This is a genomic window from Desulfocurvus vexinensis DSM 17965 (assembly GCF_000519125.1).
Lineage (GTDB): Bacteria > Desulfobacterota > Desulfovibrionia > Desulfovibrionales > Desulfovibrionaceae > Desulfocurvus > Desulfocurvus vexinensis.
Genome location: NZ_JAEX01000018.1, coordinates 1 through 14,591, shown reverse-complemented (window position 1 = coordinate 14,591; position 14,591 = coordinate 1). Strand labels below are relative to the sequence as shown.

12 protein-coding genes are annotated in these 14,591 nt (G+C 75.0%); all 12 read right to left on the bottom strand.

What is annotated here, in order from left to right; all coding sequences use genetic code 11:
- Positions 1 to 2 precede the first annotated feature (2 nt).
- A complete protein-coding gene (locus tag G495_RS0111670) occupies positions 3 to 1,160 on the bottom strand; it encodes a polysaccharide biosynthesis/export family protein (RefSeq protein ID WP_028587954.1) in 1,158 nt (385 codons plus the stop codon).
- Positions 1,157 to 2,215, bottom strand: a complete 1,059-nt coding sequence (locus tag G495_RS0111665) for an HD-GYP domain-containing protein (RefSeq protein WP_028587953.1) — start codon at positions 2,213 to 2,215, stop codon at positions 1,157 to 1,159. Before G495_RS0111665 ends, G495_RS0111670 begins: the two co-directional genes overlap by 4 nt.
- A gap of 107 nt (positions 2,216 to 2,322) precedes the next feature.
- Positions 2,323 to 3,219, bottom strand: a complete 897-nt coding sequence (locus G495_RS0111660; RefSeq protein ID WP_028587952.1) for an ExeA family protein — start codon at positions 3,217 to 3,219, stop codon at positions 2,323 to 2,325.
- A gap of 183 nt (positions 3,220 to 3,402) precedes the next feature.
- Positions 3,403 to 4,641: an MraY family glycosyltransferase gene (locus G495_RS18885; protein ID WP_051445324.1), complete on the bottom strand. Its 1,239-nt coding sequence runs from the start codon at positions 4,639 to 4,641 to the stop codon at positions 3,403 to 3,405.
- The gene (locus tag G495_RS20475) at positions 4,638 to 5,792 is read right to left on the bottom strand and encodes a glycosyltransferase family 4 protein (protein ID WP_051445323.1); all 1,155 of its coding nucleotides are present in this window, start codon (positions 5,790 to 5,792) and stop codon (positions 4,638 to 4,640) included. The genes G495_RS18885 and G495_RS20475 overlap by 4 nt, the downstream gene beginning before the upstream one ends.
- A gap of 67 nt (positions 5,793 to 5,859) precedes the next feature.
- On the bottom strand, positions 5,860 to 6,894 hold the full coding sequence (locus tag G495_RS0111645; protein WP_028587951.1) for a glycosyltransferase family 9 protein: 1,035 nt from the start codon (positions 6,892 to 6,894) through the stop codon (positions 5,860 to 5,862).
- The gene (locus G495_RS0111640; protein ID WP_028587950.1) at positions 6,884 to 9,181 is read right to left on the bottom strand and encodes a glycosyltransferase; all 2,298 of its coding nucleotides are present in this window, start codon (positions 9,179 to 9,181) and stop codon (positions 6,884 to 6,886) included. Before G495_RS0111640 ends, G495_RS0111645 begins: the two co-directional genes overlap by 11 nt.
- Positions 9,178 to 10,371, bottom strand: a complete 1,194-nt coding sequence (locus tag G495_RS18875) for a glycosyltransferase family 4 protein (protein ID WP_035251948.1) — start codon at positions 10,369 to 10,371, stop codon at positions 9,178 to 9,180. Before G495_RS18875 ends, G495_RS0111640 begins: the two co-directional genes overlap by 4 nt.
- Positions 10,372 to 10,448: 77 nt before the next feature.
- Entirely contained in the window at positions 10,449 to 11,654 is a 1,206-nt protein-coding gene (locus tag G495_RS0111630; protein WP_028587949.1) for a glycosyltransferase family 4 protein, read from the bottom strand.
- Complete coding sequence (locus tag G495_RS20470) at positions 11,651 to 12,724, bottom strand: glycosyltransferase family 2 protein (RefSeq protein WP_051445322.1); 1,074 nt, start codon at positions 12,722 to 12,724, stop codon at positions 11,651 to 11,653. The genes G495_RS0111630 and G495_RS20470 overlap by 4 nt, the downstream gene beginning before the upstream one ends.
- A complete protein-coding gene (locus tag G495_RS0111620; protein WP_028587948.1) occupies positions 12,721 to 13,599 on the bottom strand; it encodes an alpha-1,2-fucosyltransferase in 879 nt (292 codons plus the stop codon). The genes G495_RS20470 and G495_RS0111620 overlap by 4 nt, the downstream gene beginning before the upstream one ends.
- Positions 13,600 to 13,839: 240 nt before the next feature.
- Positions 13,840 to 14,591, bottom strand: a 752-nt coding sequence (locus tag G495_RS0111615; protein ID WP_028587947.1) for a methyl-accepting chemotaxis protein, incomplete at its 5' end; no start/stop codon positions are given.

The window sequence follows — 14,591 nt, the reverse complement described above, 5'->3', positions numbered from 1 at the left end:
GCCTATTGCTTCTTGCTGTCGAGCTTCAGGTAGTTGCGATAGAAGTACACGTCCTGCACGCCCTTGGGGTATTCGATGATGAAGTCCAGCAGCGGGGTGTGGTTGACGATCCACTCGTTGATGTCGCCGATGATCTCGCGCGGCACGTAGACCATATCGCCCTCGCGCAGGGTCACGTTCTGGGACAGGTCGCCCTGCTCCAGCAGCCGCGACACGTTGGCGGACATGACCAGCGGGGTGCCCCCGGCGGGGTCGGGCCGCACCACCAGCGTGCTCTCCTTGCGCCCCTGGCGGGTGGGCATGCCCGCCACGGCCAGGGCCGCCAGCAGGGTGTCGGCCTTCTTCACGTCGTACACGCCCTGGTAGGCCACCTCGCCCATGACGAAGACCTTGCGCCCGCCCTCGGGCAGCTCGGGGATGTCCACCACGTCGCCATCGTCGATGACCACGTTCAGCCAGTCCTTGCCCTGCTCGATGATGTCGTAGACGTTGATGTCGTAGGACCTGCCGTCCCGGATCAGGCGCACGTTGCGCAGGTCGGCGCTCTGGGTGTAGCCGCTGGCGCGCGAGATGAGTTCCACCAGGGTCGTGCGCCCGGTCAGGGTGATCTTGCCGCTGGGCAGGGCCACGTTGGAATTGGTCTGGCGCAGGGAGGCCACCTCGCCCAGCAGCGAGGCCTTGCGGCTGCGGTGCTCCTTGACCAGCACGTCGATGCGCGGGTTGCGCAGGTAGTCGCCCAGGCGCTGGGTCAAAAGCTCGTCGGTCTCGCTGGCCGTAAGCCCGGCCACGGGCAGGTCGTCCACGAAGGAATAGGAAATGAGCCCGCGGTTGTTGACCACCACCTCGGCCACGCGGACCTCCTCGCCGAAGCGCGAGGCGATCTCCAGCACGTCCAGCGGCCCGATGCGGTACTCGGGCAGGCCGTCCACGGTCTTGAACACGCTGTTCTGCGTGGCGGCGCTCATGCGCTCCAGCTCCTCGCGCTCGGCCTGGGAGCGCTCGGCCAGGGCCCGGCGCTCCACGTGCAGGCTCTGCACCTCGGCCACGGGGGTGCCCTTGGCGGCCAGGGTGCCGCCGCAGCCTGCGGCCAGCAGCGCCCAGGCCAGGGCGGCCAGCCCGGCGGCCAGCCACGGCAGACGACGCGGCGCGCGGCGGCTCATGGGGCCTCCTGGGGCGCCTGGGCCCGGGCCCCGGCCAGCTGCGCGGCGTCCACCTCGCCCACCACGTGCAGCAGGGGGAAGCTGGACAGGTGCACGACCTTGGGCGCGTCCTTGCGCTTGCCCAGGCCGTCGTAGAGCAGCTCGATGGTCGGGCGCATGGGCTGGCTCCTGAAGGTGGCCACGACCCGCCCGATGGAGTCGTTGTTCAGCCGCACCAGGGTGCCCACGGGAAACAGGGAGATCTGGTCCAGGAATTCCTTGAGCACCCGGCGCGGGAAGCGCTGCTTCTCGGCGTTGACCACCTGGCGGATGGCCCCGGGCTGCAGGTAGGGGTTGGCCCGGGCCAGGGGCTGGCGCAGGGAGATGATGTGCGCCACCAGCCCGACGATGGCCGCGGCCTCGGAAATCTGCTTGTCGCGCAGCCCGGCAGGATGCCCGCTGCCGTCCACGCGCTCGCCGACCTGGGCCACGGCCTCGGCCACGGGGGCGAACTCCGGGCCCATGCGGCTGACAATCTGGGCGCTGACCTGGGGCAGGGTGCGCAGCTTGGCCTTGTCCTGCGGGCTTTGGGGGCCCTGGGGGTCGGAGGCCAGGGCCAGGCGCTCGGGCAGGCGGCACAGGCCGATGTCGTGCCACAGGGCCGTCAGGCCCAGGCGCATGAGCCGCTCAGGCCCGAAGGCCAGCCCCGCGCCGATCTTCAGGGCGGCCAGGGCCGTGAACACGGCGCGCTCCACATGCCCGGCGCCGGAGCAGGCCAGGGCCGCGTGCTCGTAGAGGCGGTCGGGCTGGGCGGCGTCCACGGCCCGGGCCAGGGCGGCCACCAGGGGCGCGGGGTCGGGCTCCTGCCCGCCGCGCACGGCACGCACGATGCCCTCCAGGGCCAGGCCCAGGGCACCGGGCAGCCCGGCCACGGACAGGGCGCCCTCGGCCTCGGCCCCGGGCCCTGCGGGGCCCGGCTGCGGGACGCCAGCGGGCGCACCGGCCCGGGAGCCCTGCTCCCTGGCCAGTTCCTGCTTCCTGCGCTCCAGGTCGAAAATGCTGAAATTGCTTTCCATGTTCCCCTGCTCGCACGTCCTGTGGCGAGGGGGCCCGCCGCCCGGGGCCGGGCCGCCTCGCAGGCCGTTCTTCGACGACCTGCGAAGTTTGATTTTTCAGCAGCCGGCTAGGCCAGCTGCGCGCCGTCCGTCCCGGCGGCGCAGTACCATTTCCGTCCGCGCGAGGTGCCGTCCTCGCCCTTTTGCAGGTGCACGTCCTCGATGATCCCCGTCACGAGGTCCGCCCCGATGAACCGCCGCTGCAACGAATATGCCTGATCCAGGGACAGCTTGCAGATCCTGTTCACCAGCCGGGGGATGCCCTGGGTCTCGCGGTAGATCAGCGCGCAGGCCTCGTCGTCGAAAAGCGTGGCGCCCTCGGGCAGCCCGGCCATGCGCAGGCGGTGGGCGATGTAGAGGCCCATCTCGTCGCGGGCCAGGAAATTGAGGTGGAAGCGCAGGCTCACGCGCTGGTCGAGCTGGGGCAGGTCGTTCAGGATATCGCGGAATTCGGGCTGGCCGACCAGGATCAGGGTCAGGTAATTGTCGCCGCCGCTGGAGAGGTTGGTCAGGTTCTTGAGCTCGTCCAGGGTGCGCGGCGCCATCTGCTGGGCCTCGTCCAGGAAGATCACCAGATGCCCGCCCTTGCTGGCCACCTTGTCCCAGACCAGCTTCTTGAAGCGGAACAGCAGCTCGTACTTGGTCAGCCCCGCAAGCTCCATAGGCGCGCCCGAGAGCTGGCGCACGAACTCGGCCACCAGATGCCCGAAGGGCAGGTTGGAGCTCTCCAGGCTGACGGTGGTGAAGGACGACACGGCCAGCATGCGCTCCAGCACGCAGCGGGTGATGGTCTTGCCGCTGCCGATCTCGCCGGTGAGCACGCCGATGCCCATGTTGCGGTCGCGCACCAGGTAGCGCAGGCGCGCCAGGGCCTCGCCGTGGCCCTGGCTCATGTAGAAGAACCGCACGTTGGTATTGCCCTCGAAGGGCTTGGTGCGAAGTCCGAAGAAGTCCAGGCTGTTCATCCGTGGCGTCCTTGTTTCCGTGGTCGGCGGTGGCTCCCGGTTCCGGTTTCCGGCGTCGTTGCAAGGTCCAGGCCAGCAAACCCGTGCGCGCGGCGCCCGCCCCAGGCCCCCGGCATCGCTGCGCTTTCGTGCCGCCGCCCGCCCGAGGCGCCCGGCGAGGGCGGCAAAAGCTGCCCGGGGCGGCTAGTGGGTGCGCTCGCCCAGGCGCCGGAGCCCCTGGGTGGCGCCGTCCACATCCAGCGGGCGCAGGGGCGCGCACCAGGGCGCGGGCAGCGGCGCCTCGGCCGCCTTGCGCCGCGCCCCCGGCACGTCGCGGCCCTTCCACATCAGCGCCACGATGACCGCCAGGATCAGCCCGGCCTGGAGCAGGCCGAGCACGGCGTCCTCGGGCTGGCCGTCCATGATGATCAGCGCGCTGACCCCGAAGCACACGGCGATGGTGAAGATGGCAAAGGCCGCCTCCTTGCGCGCGAAGCCCATGAACAGCAGCCGGTGGTGCAGGTGGTCGCGCCCCGGGGTGGCCAGGGGGCCGAACACGTTGCGCACCCGGCGGTTCTTGATCCGCGACAGGGTGATGTAGACCATGTCGAAGATCAGCACCCCGAAGATGAGCACCGGCGCGGTGAGGGACACGAAATGGCTGGTGGTGGACCACTCGCCCAGCACGGCCAGCCCCGCGAGCATGAAGCCCAGATAGGTGCTGCCCGCGTCGCCCAGAAACAGCAGCGCCGAGCGGCCGAGCAGGAAATTGTAGGGCATGAAGCCCAGGCAGGAGCCGGTAATGGCCACGGCCAGCCAGCCCAGGGCGGGCTGGTTGGTCTTGAAGGCCAGGATGCCCAGGAACAGCGAGGTGATGATGGACAACCCAGCGGCCAGCCCGTCGATGCCGTCGAAGAAGTTCATGGCGTTGGTCAGCCCCACCAGCCAGAGCAGGGTCAGCGGCACGTTGATCCACAGCGTCCAGGGCCCGCCCACGGCCACGGTCAGGTGCAGCCCGCCCCAGACGATCACCAGCAACGACACGCCGACCTGGATCAGCAGCCGCACGCGCGGGGAAAGGCTGCGCACGTCGTCCACCAGCCCGACGGCGAAAATCACCGCCCCGGCGGCCATGAGCACGCCCATGCCCGGCAGCAGCACCCCGTTCATCAACAAGGCGGCGTTGAGGGCCACGAACACCGCCACCCCGCCAAAGAGCGGCGTGGCGCGGTTGTGGATCTTGCGCAGGTCCGGGCGGTCCATGACGTTGAGGCGCCGGGCCAGGGCCGCGCACAGCGGCGAGGCCAGGTAGGCCACAAGGAAGGCGAACAGCAGGATGTACTGCCAGCGCATTCCGGCGTCGAAATAATAGCCGCGCACCGTCGGCAGGGCCTGGACCACAAGGGCCCCGGCCAGGATGATCTTGCCCGTCACGCTCTTCATGCCTGAACCTCCCCGAGCAGGGTCAGATACTCCCGCTCGATGGACGCGGCCATGGCCCGCGCCCCGAACCGTTCGTCCACCCGCGCCCGCCCGGCGGCGCCCATGCGCGCCGCCAGGGCCGGGTCGCCAAGCACGGCCAACAGGGCCGAGGCCAGGGCCCCGGCGTCGCCCGGGGGCACCAGCAGCCCCGTCTGGCCGTCGGCCACCGCGTCGGGGATGCCCCCCACCCGCGAGGCCACCACCGGCAGGCCCATGGCCATGGCCTCCAGCAGCACCCGGCCCAGGCCCTCGAACAGCGAGGGCAGCACCGAAACATCCATCGCCCCCACTGCGGGGGTCACGTCGTCCAGAAAGCCCGTGAACACCACGGCCCCGTCCAGGCCCAGGGCCGCCGCGCGGGCTTCGAGCCCGGGCCGCAGATGCCCCTCGCCGACGACCATGAGCACCGCCCCGGGCAGCTCGCGGCGCACGGCGGCGAAGGCGTCCAGCAGCGTGTCGTGGCCCTTGCCCTCCCAGAGCTTGGCCACGATGCCCGCCACGGGCGCGCCCGGCGCGATGCCCCAGCGCGCGCGCAGCCGCTCGCGCTCCCCGGGCGCCACGGGCCGGAAGCGCTCCAGCTCGATGCCGCTGGGGATCAGCGCGTGCCCGCCGGGGCAGGCGATGTTCTCGCGCGCGGCCCAGTCCATGAGCGGACGCGAGATGAAGATCATCCGCGCGCACCAGCGCGCCGCGCGCCGCTCCAGGGCCCGGAACAGCGCCCTGCGGTGGGCGGGCTCGCTGTCGTGGAAGGCGAACCCGTGCACCGTGTGCACCACGCGGGGAAACCCGGCCAGTCGCGCCGCCAGCCGCCCCACGAACCCGGCCTTGGAGTTGTGGGTGTGCACCACGTCGTAGCGCTCGCGGCGCAGATGCGCCGCCAGGGTCAGCACCGCGCGCACGTCGCGCAGCGGGTCCACGGGCTGCACCAGGTCCGGCACGGGCACGAAGCCCAGGCCCGCCTCGCGCACCAAGTCCTCCAGCCGCCCGCCCGGGGCGCAGGCCAGCACCGCCTCCCAGCGCGCGGGGTCCAGCCCGCGCATGGACAGGAAGGTGTTCAGGCCCGACCCGCTGACCACGGGCAGGGTGTGGATGTGCAGGACCCGTTTTTTCACCGGCAGCGCCTCCCATTGCGGGAGCAATAATAATAACCGAATTGCAGGGGCCGGGAAACGAAAATTCTCATTTCTCCTCCCCTGCGGGCAAAAATTCGTGGCAGGCCTCGATCACGGCCTGCGGGCCCACGGCCTTGCCGGGTCCGGACACCAGCACCCGGCAGCGCCCTGGCGCGCCCAGGGGCCCGAAGCGGGCGGGATCCGACCCGTGGAACACGGCCACCAGGGGCACCCCCGCCGCCGCCGCCATGTGCATGGGCCCGGAATCGGTGGTCACCAGGAGGTCCAGCCGCGCCAGCACATGCCCCAACTCGGGCAAGGTCATGCGCCCGGTAAGCACCGTGGCCTGCGCGGCCATGGCCCCGGCCACGGCCCGGCCCGCGCTCTCCTCGCCCGGGCCGCCCAGGATCACCGCGCGCGCCCCGTGGGAGGCGGCCAGGGCGTCGGCCACGGCGGCAAAGGCTTCCGGGGCCCAGCGCTTACCCGGCTGGTCCGTGCCGGAGTTCAGGCCCACCAGGGGCCCGGGCCCGGCCAGCAGGGCGTCGTGGGCGCAGCCCCCAGGCAGGGCGAGGTCCAGGGGGCCGGCGGGGCCGGGGTCCGCGCCTCCGGCCGCCAGGGCCACGCGCTCCATGGCCCGGGCCGCGTGCAGCCCGGCCAGCTCCGCCGGGGGCACGCCCCGGGTCAGCCACGGACCCAGGCCCAGGGCCGCCACGCCCGCCCGGGCGGGCGCGCCCGTGGCGCGCAGCAGCAGGCCCATTTTCAACGCCCCGGCCCGCGACGCGGGCGGGTAGAGATTCACGGCCAGGGCCGGCTTCAGGCGCCGCAAGCCCGCCACGGCGCGCGCCGCCCAGGCCAGGGCCCCGGGCCCGCCGCGCAGCTCGCGGATGGGGAACCCGTGCAGCCCATCGGCCAGGTCCATGGCCCGGGCCAGGGGCAGGGCCTGGGCGTTGACAAGGACATGCATTTCCCGTGCCGGAAAACCTGCCCGCAGGGTTCGCAGGGCGTCGCGGCCCAGCACCAGATCGCCGATGCCCGCCACCAGCACGGCCAGCACCGGCCCGGGCGGCAACGCCGCGCCCCACGCGCGCACCTCACGCGTCATGGCCGCCCTCCGTGGTCCGCGCCCAGGCCAGGGCGGCCAGCACGGCTTCCAGCATGGCCTGCGGGGCGATGCGCTCCATGCACGCGGCCCGGCCCAGGGGGCAGGCCGCCAGGGCGCAGCCCAGGCAGCCCAGGCCCCGGGCGCGCAGCACCGTGTGCCCCGGGCCCTGCGGGGTCCAGCGCGCGGCCACCGTGGGGCCCAGGGTGGACACCGTGGGCCGCCCCAGGGCCGCCGCCAGATGCAGCGGCCCGGAATTGTTGCCCACAAACACCGTGGCCCGCGCCAGCAGCGCGGCCAGCCCGGGCAGGGCGAGGTCCGTGGCCGCCAGGGCGGGCGGCGGGTCCCCGGCCTGGGCCATGGCCCGCAGCACCCCGGCCACCAGGGCCGCGTCGCCGGGCCCGCCCGCCAGGGCCACCCGGGCCGCCCCCCGGCGGGCCAGGGCCCCGGCCAGGGCGGCGAAGGCCCCCTCCCCCCAGCGCTGGGTGGGATGCGTGGCCCCGGGATGCAGCACCACCAGCGGCTCGTCCGGACCGATGCCCGCCGCCGCCAGCCGCCGGGCCACGGCCTCCTGCGCCGCCCCGGGCACGGCCAGCAGCGGCCCGCCGGGCGCGGGAGTCTGCGGCCCGGCCAGGGCCCGGGCCAACCGCGCGTACACGTCGCCAATGGGTTCTTCGCCCGGGCAGGGCAGGGCCAGGTCGTAAAGCGGGGCCCGCCCGGCCACGGCGCAGCCCGCGCAGGGCGCGCCCGTGGCCCGCGCGGCCAGGGCGGACCAAAGCCGCCAGTCCAGGTCCAGGTCCAGCACGGCGCCGAAGCCCGCCCCGCGCAGCCCGCGCGCCGCGCGCAGCAGCCCGCCGGGCCCGGGCCCGCATCCGTGGACGGCGGCCACATGGGGCGACAGGGCCAGCACGTCCAGGGCCGGACCCCGGCCCAGAACCTCCACCCGCCGCCCGGCGCCCACCAGCAGTGCCGGAACCCCCAGGGCCAGGGCCGCGTCGCCCAGGCGCGGCGGGGCCAGCAGCAGCACCGGCCCGGGGCCCAGGGGCCGCCGGGTGCGCGGCGCCGCGCGCACGAGCAGCCCGCGCGCGCCCAGCCAGGCGCCCTTGGCCGCCCGGCGCAAGGTGCGCCCGCGCCCGGCCAGCAGGCGGAAATACTCGTCCTGCACGGCCCGGGCGTGCCCGTGCAGGTCGAAATGCGCCTCGGCCCGGGCCCGGCCCGCCGCGCCCAGGCGCGCGCGCAGGGCCGCGTCGCGGCCCAGGGTCAGCAGGTGCGCGGCCAGGGCCTGCGCGTCGCCCGGGGGCGCCAGCAGGGCGTGCTCCGGCCCGGGCAAGGCCTCGCGCACCTCGGGCAGGTCCGAGGCCGCCACGGGCAGGCCCATGCTCATGGCCTCGATGAGCGCGCGGCTGAAGCCCTCGCTGCGCGTGGGCAGCACCAATGCGTCCAGGGCGGAATACAGGGCGCGCACGTCCGTCGTGAAGGGCATGACCAGCACCCGCCCGGCCAGCTCCGGGGCCGCCGCCAGGGCGCGCACCCGGGCCGCGAACTGCGGCTCGGGCTCCTGGCGCCCGGCCAGCAGCAGGCGCACGGGCAGCCCCGGCGCAGCCTCCAGGGCCAGGGCCAGAGCCTCCAGGCACACGTCGTGGCCCTTGCGGGCGATGACGTTGCCCACCAGCCCGACAAGCACCGCGTCCGGCCCCAGGCCCAGCTGCACGCGCAGGGCCGTCCGGGCGTGGGGATCGGGGCGCAGGGCCGCGGTGTCCACGCCGTTGTGGATGACCACAGCCCGGGCTGCGGCCCAGGCCCCCAGGGGCCGCACCCGCGCCTCGCGCACCGCCGCCGACACGCACACGACCCGCGAGGCCAGCCCGGCGAGCAGGGCGTCGTACCAGGGCAGGTCGCGCAGGGATTCGCGCACATGCCAGACCACGGGCACCCCGGCCAGCCGTCCGGCCAGCCCCGCGTAGAGCGCGGCCCGGGGCGTGCCCGCATGGACCACGGCCACCCCCTGGCGGCGCAGCAGCCGCGCCAGGGCGCCCACGGCCCGCCACGGCGCGGGCGACAGCGGCGCGCGCAGGGTCGGCAGGGCCGCCAGGGCCGTGTCCACCCCCGCCGCCGCGAAATGCTCGCGCAGCTCCCCCGGGCCGGGCACAAGCACCAGGGGCCGCACCAGCTCCGGGTCCAGGGCCCGGATCAGCTCGGCGGTGCTGCGCTCGCCGCCGCCCATGAAATGGTCGTGCCCGAAGAGATAGGCCACGCGCAGCGGCAGCCCGGGAGCCGGGGCCGCGCTCATGGCCCGCCCCCGCCCGCCGCCCGGGCCAGGGCCGCCTCGTACTGCCCGGCCAGGGCGTCCCAGCCGTAGAGCGCCCGGGCCTTGGCCCGCCCGGCCTCGCCCATGGCCGCGCGCTGCGCGGGGTCGGCCAGCAGGTCGCCCAGGGCGCGGGCCAGGGCCTCGTGGTCGCCCACGGGCGTCAGCAGCCCGGTGCGCCCGTGGTCCACCACCTCGGCGATGGCCGGGTCGGCCACGGAGACCACGGCCCGGCCCCGGATCATGGCCTCGGCCAGCACGATGCCGAAGGTCTCGTAGGTCGAATGGAAGGCGAAAAGATCGGCGGCGTCCATGTGCAGGGGCACGGCGGCGGCGGGCAGAAAGCCCGTGAAGCGCACCGCGCCCGCGACCCCCAGCCCGCGGGCCAGGGCGCGCAGGGCGCCCGCCTCGGGGCCCGTGCCGCCCACGGCCAGCACCGTGCGCGGGTGCTCGCGCAGCACCAGGGGCAGGGCCCGCAGCAGCACGTCCACGCGCTTGACCGCGTCCAGGCGTTGCAGGGCGAAGACCAGCGTCCCGTCCGGCGGCACGCCCAACTCCGCGCGCAGGGCCGCCACGGCTCCCGGCGGGCTGGGCGGGGCGTCGTCCACCCCGTTGGCGATGACCACCCCGGCCCCGGCACCCGCCCCGGGCCCATAGACCGCCCGGCGGCAGTAGTCGGTGACGTAGGTCCGCCCGGCGCAGGCCCGGCCCACCAGGCGGTGCCAGACACCCCACAGCGGCGGCACCCCCGGCCCGGGCACGTCGCGCCCGGTCAGGCTGAGCACCGTGGGCAGGCCCAGCAGGCGCTGGGCGGCCCAGGCCGCCAGCCCCGTGGGCATGCAGTAGTGCACGTTGAGCACCTCGGGCCGAAACTGGCGCGCCGCGCGCACCACGGCGCCCACGGCGGACAGGGAGAACGGCGGGATGGCCCCCCGCGAGGCCCGGTGGCCGGGGATGCGCATCAGGCTCACGCGGTCGGCGTAGCGCCGGACCTCGAAATTCACCAGGGCGTCGTATTCGGGATTGCCGTGGGCCGCCAGCAGCTCCGGGGCCAGGTGCGGGGTCAGCAGCAGGATGTCATGCCGCGCGGCCAGACGCCGGAACACGTGCAGCAGCAGGAGTTCCGCTCCGCCGACCACGGGCAGGAAGGTGGGGGTCAGGACGAGAATGCGCATGGTTCGGGCTGTCCAAAAATCCTTTTCGGTCGGCCCCGGTTGCCGGTGCGGGAGGCCCGCTGCCGGTTGCGGGCGGATCAGCCGCCCCGGGCTGTCCGCTCCAATAGCTGGACCAACCCGGAGACGTGCGCGCCAGGGGTGAAATCGCGCTCCGCGCGCTCACGCCCCGCTGTGCCCATTTCTTCTGCAAGTTCCGTGCTGAAAAGAATTTCCCGCAGCCGGGCCGCCAGGGCCGCCGTATCCCCCGGCGGCACCAGCCAGCCCGTGACCCCGTGCTCCAGCCATTCGCCGATGGCCCCGGAATCCGCCCCCACCACGGGCCGCCCGTAGGCCATGGCCTCGATACCCGCCATGCAGAAGGCCTCGGGCACCAGGGACGGCACGGCCACCACCGCCGCCCGGGCATACAGCGCGCCCAGGGCCGGGGGGTCCAGCCAGCCGTGGAAGCGCACCCGGCCCTCCAGGCCCAGGCTGCGCGCCAAATCCTTGACCCCCGCCAGGTCCGGCCCGTCCCCGGCCAGGTCCAGGCTGGCTTCGGGCGGCAGCAGGGCCAGGGCCCGCAGCAGCTCCCCCAGGCCCTTGCCCCAATGCACGCGCCCCGCATAGAGCACCACGGGCCCGCAGGCCCCCGGGGCCGGGGGGGCCTGGGCGGGCAGGGTCGTGAAATGCGGCAGCACCGCGACCCGCGCGGGGTCGAAGCCGTTGTGCGCCAGCAGCCCGCGCATGAAGACGCTGGGGCAGGCCATGGCCGCCCGGCGGCGGTACAGGGCCAGGTTCGCCCGCAGGTGGGCCAGCAGGGGCAGGGCCACGCGCGGGTCGCGCGCCGTGCAGCGGCGGGTCCAGGCCCGGCCTAGGCAGGCGAGGCCCAGAGGGTGCGGGCAGGGCTCGGGCCCGCCCGAGGCCGTGCTCCGGCGCAGGGTCTTGCCGCCCCCGGGGCAGAGGCAGTGGGTGTCGTGGACGAAGCGCACCAGGGGCGCGGCCCCGGCCAAAAGGCGCACCAGCCAGTGCTGCGTGGCGCCGTGGACCAGGATCACGTCCGGCGCCCCGGCGCGCAGCACCTCGCGCACCTCGGCCAGCCGCGCGGCCAGCCCGGGGCAGCCCAGGTCCGTGACCCCGGGCACATGGTACGCCCGGGCCGCGAGACCGGCGGGCAGCGCGCCCCCCGCGCGGCCATGGAGCACTGCCGAAGCATGGCCCAGGGCCGCCAGGCGGCGGACGGCCTCGTGCAGGTAGACTTCGAGCCCCCCGCCGGACAGCTGCGGCGCCACGTGCAGGATTTTCACGCCCGCCCTCTCCCCGGAGCGCCCAGGGCGCGCCGGGCCGCGCGCGCGGCCCGGGCCAGCTCGGCGGAGGCCAGCAGCGACGGGTCCAGGGTCACGGCCCGGGCCAGCAGCCGCGCGGCCAGCAGCGCCGCGCCCGCCCCGGCGGCTCCGGCGGCCAGGGCGTGCAGCTTGCGCCCGGCCAGCCTCCCCACGGCCCGGGCCTCGGCCCGCGTGGCGCAGAACTGGCGGCGCAACGCGCCCAGGGCGCCCGCGACGACCCGCGCAAAGCCCGCAATCTCCCGGGCGTCGGCCCCTGGCGGGCGCCCCGGGGCCCCGGGCAGGGGCGGCACGCTGTTCCAGCGCAAAAGCTCCGGCGGCACCTCGCGGCCCAGCAGGCGGCCCAGGAACCGGCCGCGCGCCCGCAGGTCGCCGTCGCGCTGCTCGGCCCCGCGCACCCGCGAGGCCATGCCCGCATGCTGGCGGTATTCCACCAGCGGCTCGGGAATGTTGGCCATGCGCGTGGTCCAGACCAGGCGCGTCCACAGCTCCTGGTCCTGGGCCACGCGCCAGGCGGGGTCGTAGCCGCTCACGGCGCGCAGCAGCCCGGTGCGCACGGCCACGGCGGGGTGGGCGAAGGCGTGGCCGAAACCCACGGCCCAGGCGATGGGCCCGTGGCCCACGGGCACGCGGTAGATATCCAGGGACCTACCTTGCCCGTCCACCATGGCCGCGAAGCCGCCGCACACGCCCACCTCGGGCCGGGCGTCCAGCAGGGCCATCTGCCGCGCGAAGCGCCCGGGCAGCGACAGGTCGTCGGCGTCGTGGCGCAGGACCACATCGCCCCGGGCCAGCTCTAGGCCCCGGTTCAGGCTGGCGGTCAGGCCCAGGTTGCGCGGGTTGCGCACCACGCGCAGGCGCGGGTCGGCCACGGCGGCGAGGATGGCCGGGCTCTCGTCGCTGCTGGCGTCGTCCACCACCACGAACTCGAAATCCGCGAAATCCTGGGTCAGCACGCTGGCCAGGGACTGCGCCAGCCAGGGCGCGCCGTTGTACACGGCGGTGAGCACCGTGGCCCGGGGCGCGCCGCTCACGTCCGCACCCAGCCCGGGGGGCAGAGGTCGTCCAGGCGCCGGGTGCGCATGCGCTCGGGGCCGAACCAGCGCGCCGGGGCCACCACGCGCCCCGGCCCGCCCAGCCACGCGGCCCACCAGCTGAAGGACGAATTGGCGATGGCCCGGCCCCGGCACAAGGAGAGCAGATGCAGGTCCTCGTGGGCCGACAGTCCACGCACCAGGGTGAAGGGCGCGCCCAGGTCCAGCCCCGTGGCCACCCAGCCGGGGTCGTCGGTGAACACGAAGACCTCGGGCCGCCCCAGGCCTTCGGCGGCCAGGGCCAAGGCGCGGCGGTGGTAGTCCGGCGGCAGGGCGCCGTGGGTGCGGGCGATGCGCGGATCGCTCACGTAGTCACCCCGGCGCACATGCAGACCCACCGAGGGCCCGGCAGCGATGCGCGCGGCCAGCTCCGCCGCCGCAGGGCTCAGGGCGGGCAGGGTCAGCTCGGCGCGCACGGCCTCGGCCACGGGCGCGAAATAGCGCGCGGACTGCCAGTAGCCGTCCAGGTACACATCGCCCGCCAGGGCCGCGAAGGCCGGAGCGTAGTGGAAGTGGGGTTCGTCAAAGCGCACGGGGCCCGCCCCGCGCGGAGCCAGGGCCGCGCGCAGCCGCGCCGCCAGGGCCCAGGCCCGCCCGCGCGCCGGGGGCCGGGGCGGAAAGCGCTCCAGCTCCCCGGGGGCGGCCTCGCGCCCGCGCACGGGATACGGCCCCAGGGCGTAGCCGCGCCGGGGGTCCGCCCGCAGGGCCGACAGGTCGAAGACCAGCTCGCCCCCGGTGCGCGCGGCAAGCGCCCGCCCGGCGGCGTACTGGAACATCTGGTTGCCCAGCCCGCCCATGAGCCTGACTGCGATCATGGCCCTCCGCCCCTGCGGCCCCGGGGGCCGGAACAGCTCCGGCCCGGGCCCGCCGGGGGCGATACTACCCTACCGCGCCCCGGGAAGCCACACCCCAGGCACGACCGGGCGCGGGGCCTCTCCGAAGGGCGCTGCCGACCGGGCCCGCCCGCGCGGGGCGAAGGGCGCAGCAGGGCGGCCCAAGGCATCGGATGCGCCACGCCCGCCCGGGCGCGGCCCGGCCTCCCGGTCCCTCCTGACCTAGAAACGCTCGAAGCCGTCGTCGTCCTGGCCCTGGTCCAGGGCGATGCGCACGCCCTCGCGGGGTTTGGCCGGGGCCGGGGCCGCAGGGCCGGGCAGGGCCTTGCGCGGGCTGCGGCCCGCCACGGCCCGCTGCGCCCCCGGGGCCTGGGTGCCGATGCGGAAGAAGCCCATGGTCACCCGCAGCTGCTCGGCCTGGCTGGACAACTCCTCCGAGGTGGAGGCCATTTCCTCCGAGGCCCCCGCGTTCTGCTGGATGACCTGGTCGAGCTGCTGGATGGCCTTGTTGATCTGCGCGGCCCCGGCGTCCTGCTCGGCGCAGGCGGCGGCGATCTCCTGCACCAGGTCGGCGGTGCGCCGGATGTCGGGCACGATGCGCGCAAGCATCTGCCCGGCCTCATCGGCCACGCGCACGCTGCCCGAGGACAGCTCGCTGATCTCGGCGGCGGCGGACCCGCTGCGCTCGGCCAGCTTGCGCACCTCGGCGGCGACCACGGCGAAGCCCTTGCCGTGCTCGCCCGCGCGCGCGGCCTCGATGGCGGCGTTGAGCGCCAGCAAATTGGTCTGGCGCGCGATCTCCTCGATGATGGTAATCTTCGTGGCTATTTCCTTCATGGCGTGCACGGTCTGGGTCACCGCCTGGCCGCCCTGGGCCGTGTCCTCGGCGGCCTGCTGGGCCATCTTGCCGGTCTGGCGCGCGTTCTCGGCGTTCTGGCGGATGTTGGCCGTCATCTGCTCCATGGACGAGGAGA

What these genes read in the sequence shown, in the direction of transcription:
- G495_RS18885 (WP_051445324.1), bottom strand. Translation starts at nt 4,641, where the DNA reads ATGAAGAGCGTGACGGGCAAGATCATCCTGGCCGGGGCCCTTGTGGTC.
- G495_RS0111645 (WP_028587951.1), bottom strand. Translation starts at nt 6,894, where the DNA reads ATGACGCGTGAGGTGCGCGCGTGGGGCGCGGCGTTGCCGCCCGGGCCG.
- G495_RS0111620 (WP_028587948.1), bottom strand. Translation starts at nt 13,599, where the DNA reads ATGATCGCAGTCAGGCTCATGGGCGGGCTGGGCAACCAGATGTTCCAG.
- G495_RS0111665 (WP_028587953.1), bottom strand. Translation starts at nt 2,215, where the DNA reads ATGGAAAGCAATTTCAGCATTTTCGACCTGGAGCGCAGGAAGCAGGAA.
- G495_RS18875 (WP_035251948.1), bottom strand. Translation starts at nt 10,371, where the DNA reads ATGCGCATTCTCGTCCTGACCCCCACCTTCCTGCCCGTGGTCGGCGGA.
- G495_RS0111660 (WP_028587952.1), bottom strand. Translation starts at nt 3,219, where the DNA reads ATGAACAGCCTGGACTTCTTCGGACTTCGCACCAAGCCCTTCGAGGGC.
- G495_RS0111670 (WP_028587954.1), bottom strand. Translation starts at nt 1,160, where the DNA reads ATGAGCCGCCGCGCGCCGCGTCGTCTGCCGTGGCTGGCCGCCGGGCTG.
- G495_RS0111640 (WP_028587950.1), bottom strand. Translation starts at nt 9,181, where the DNA reads ATGAGCGCGGCCCCGGCTCCCGGGCTGCCGCTGCGCGTGGCCTATCTC.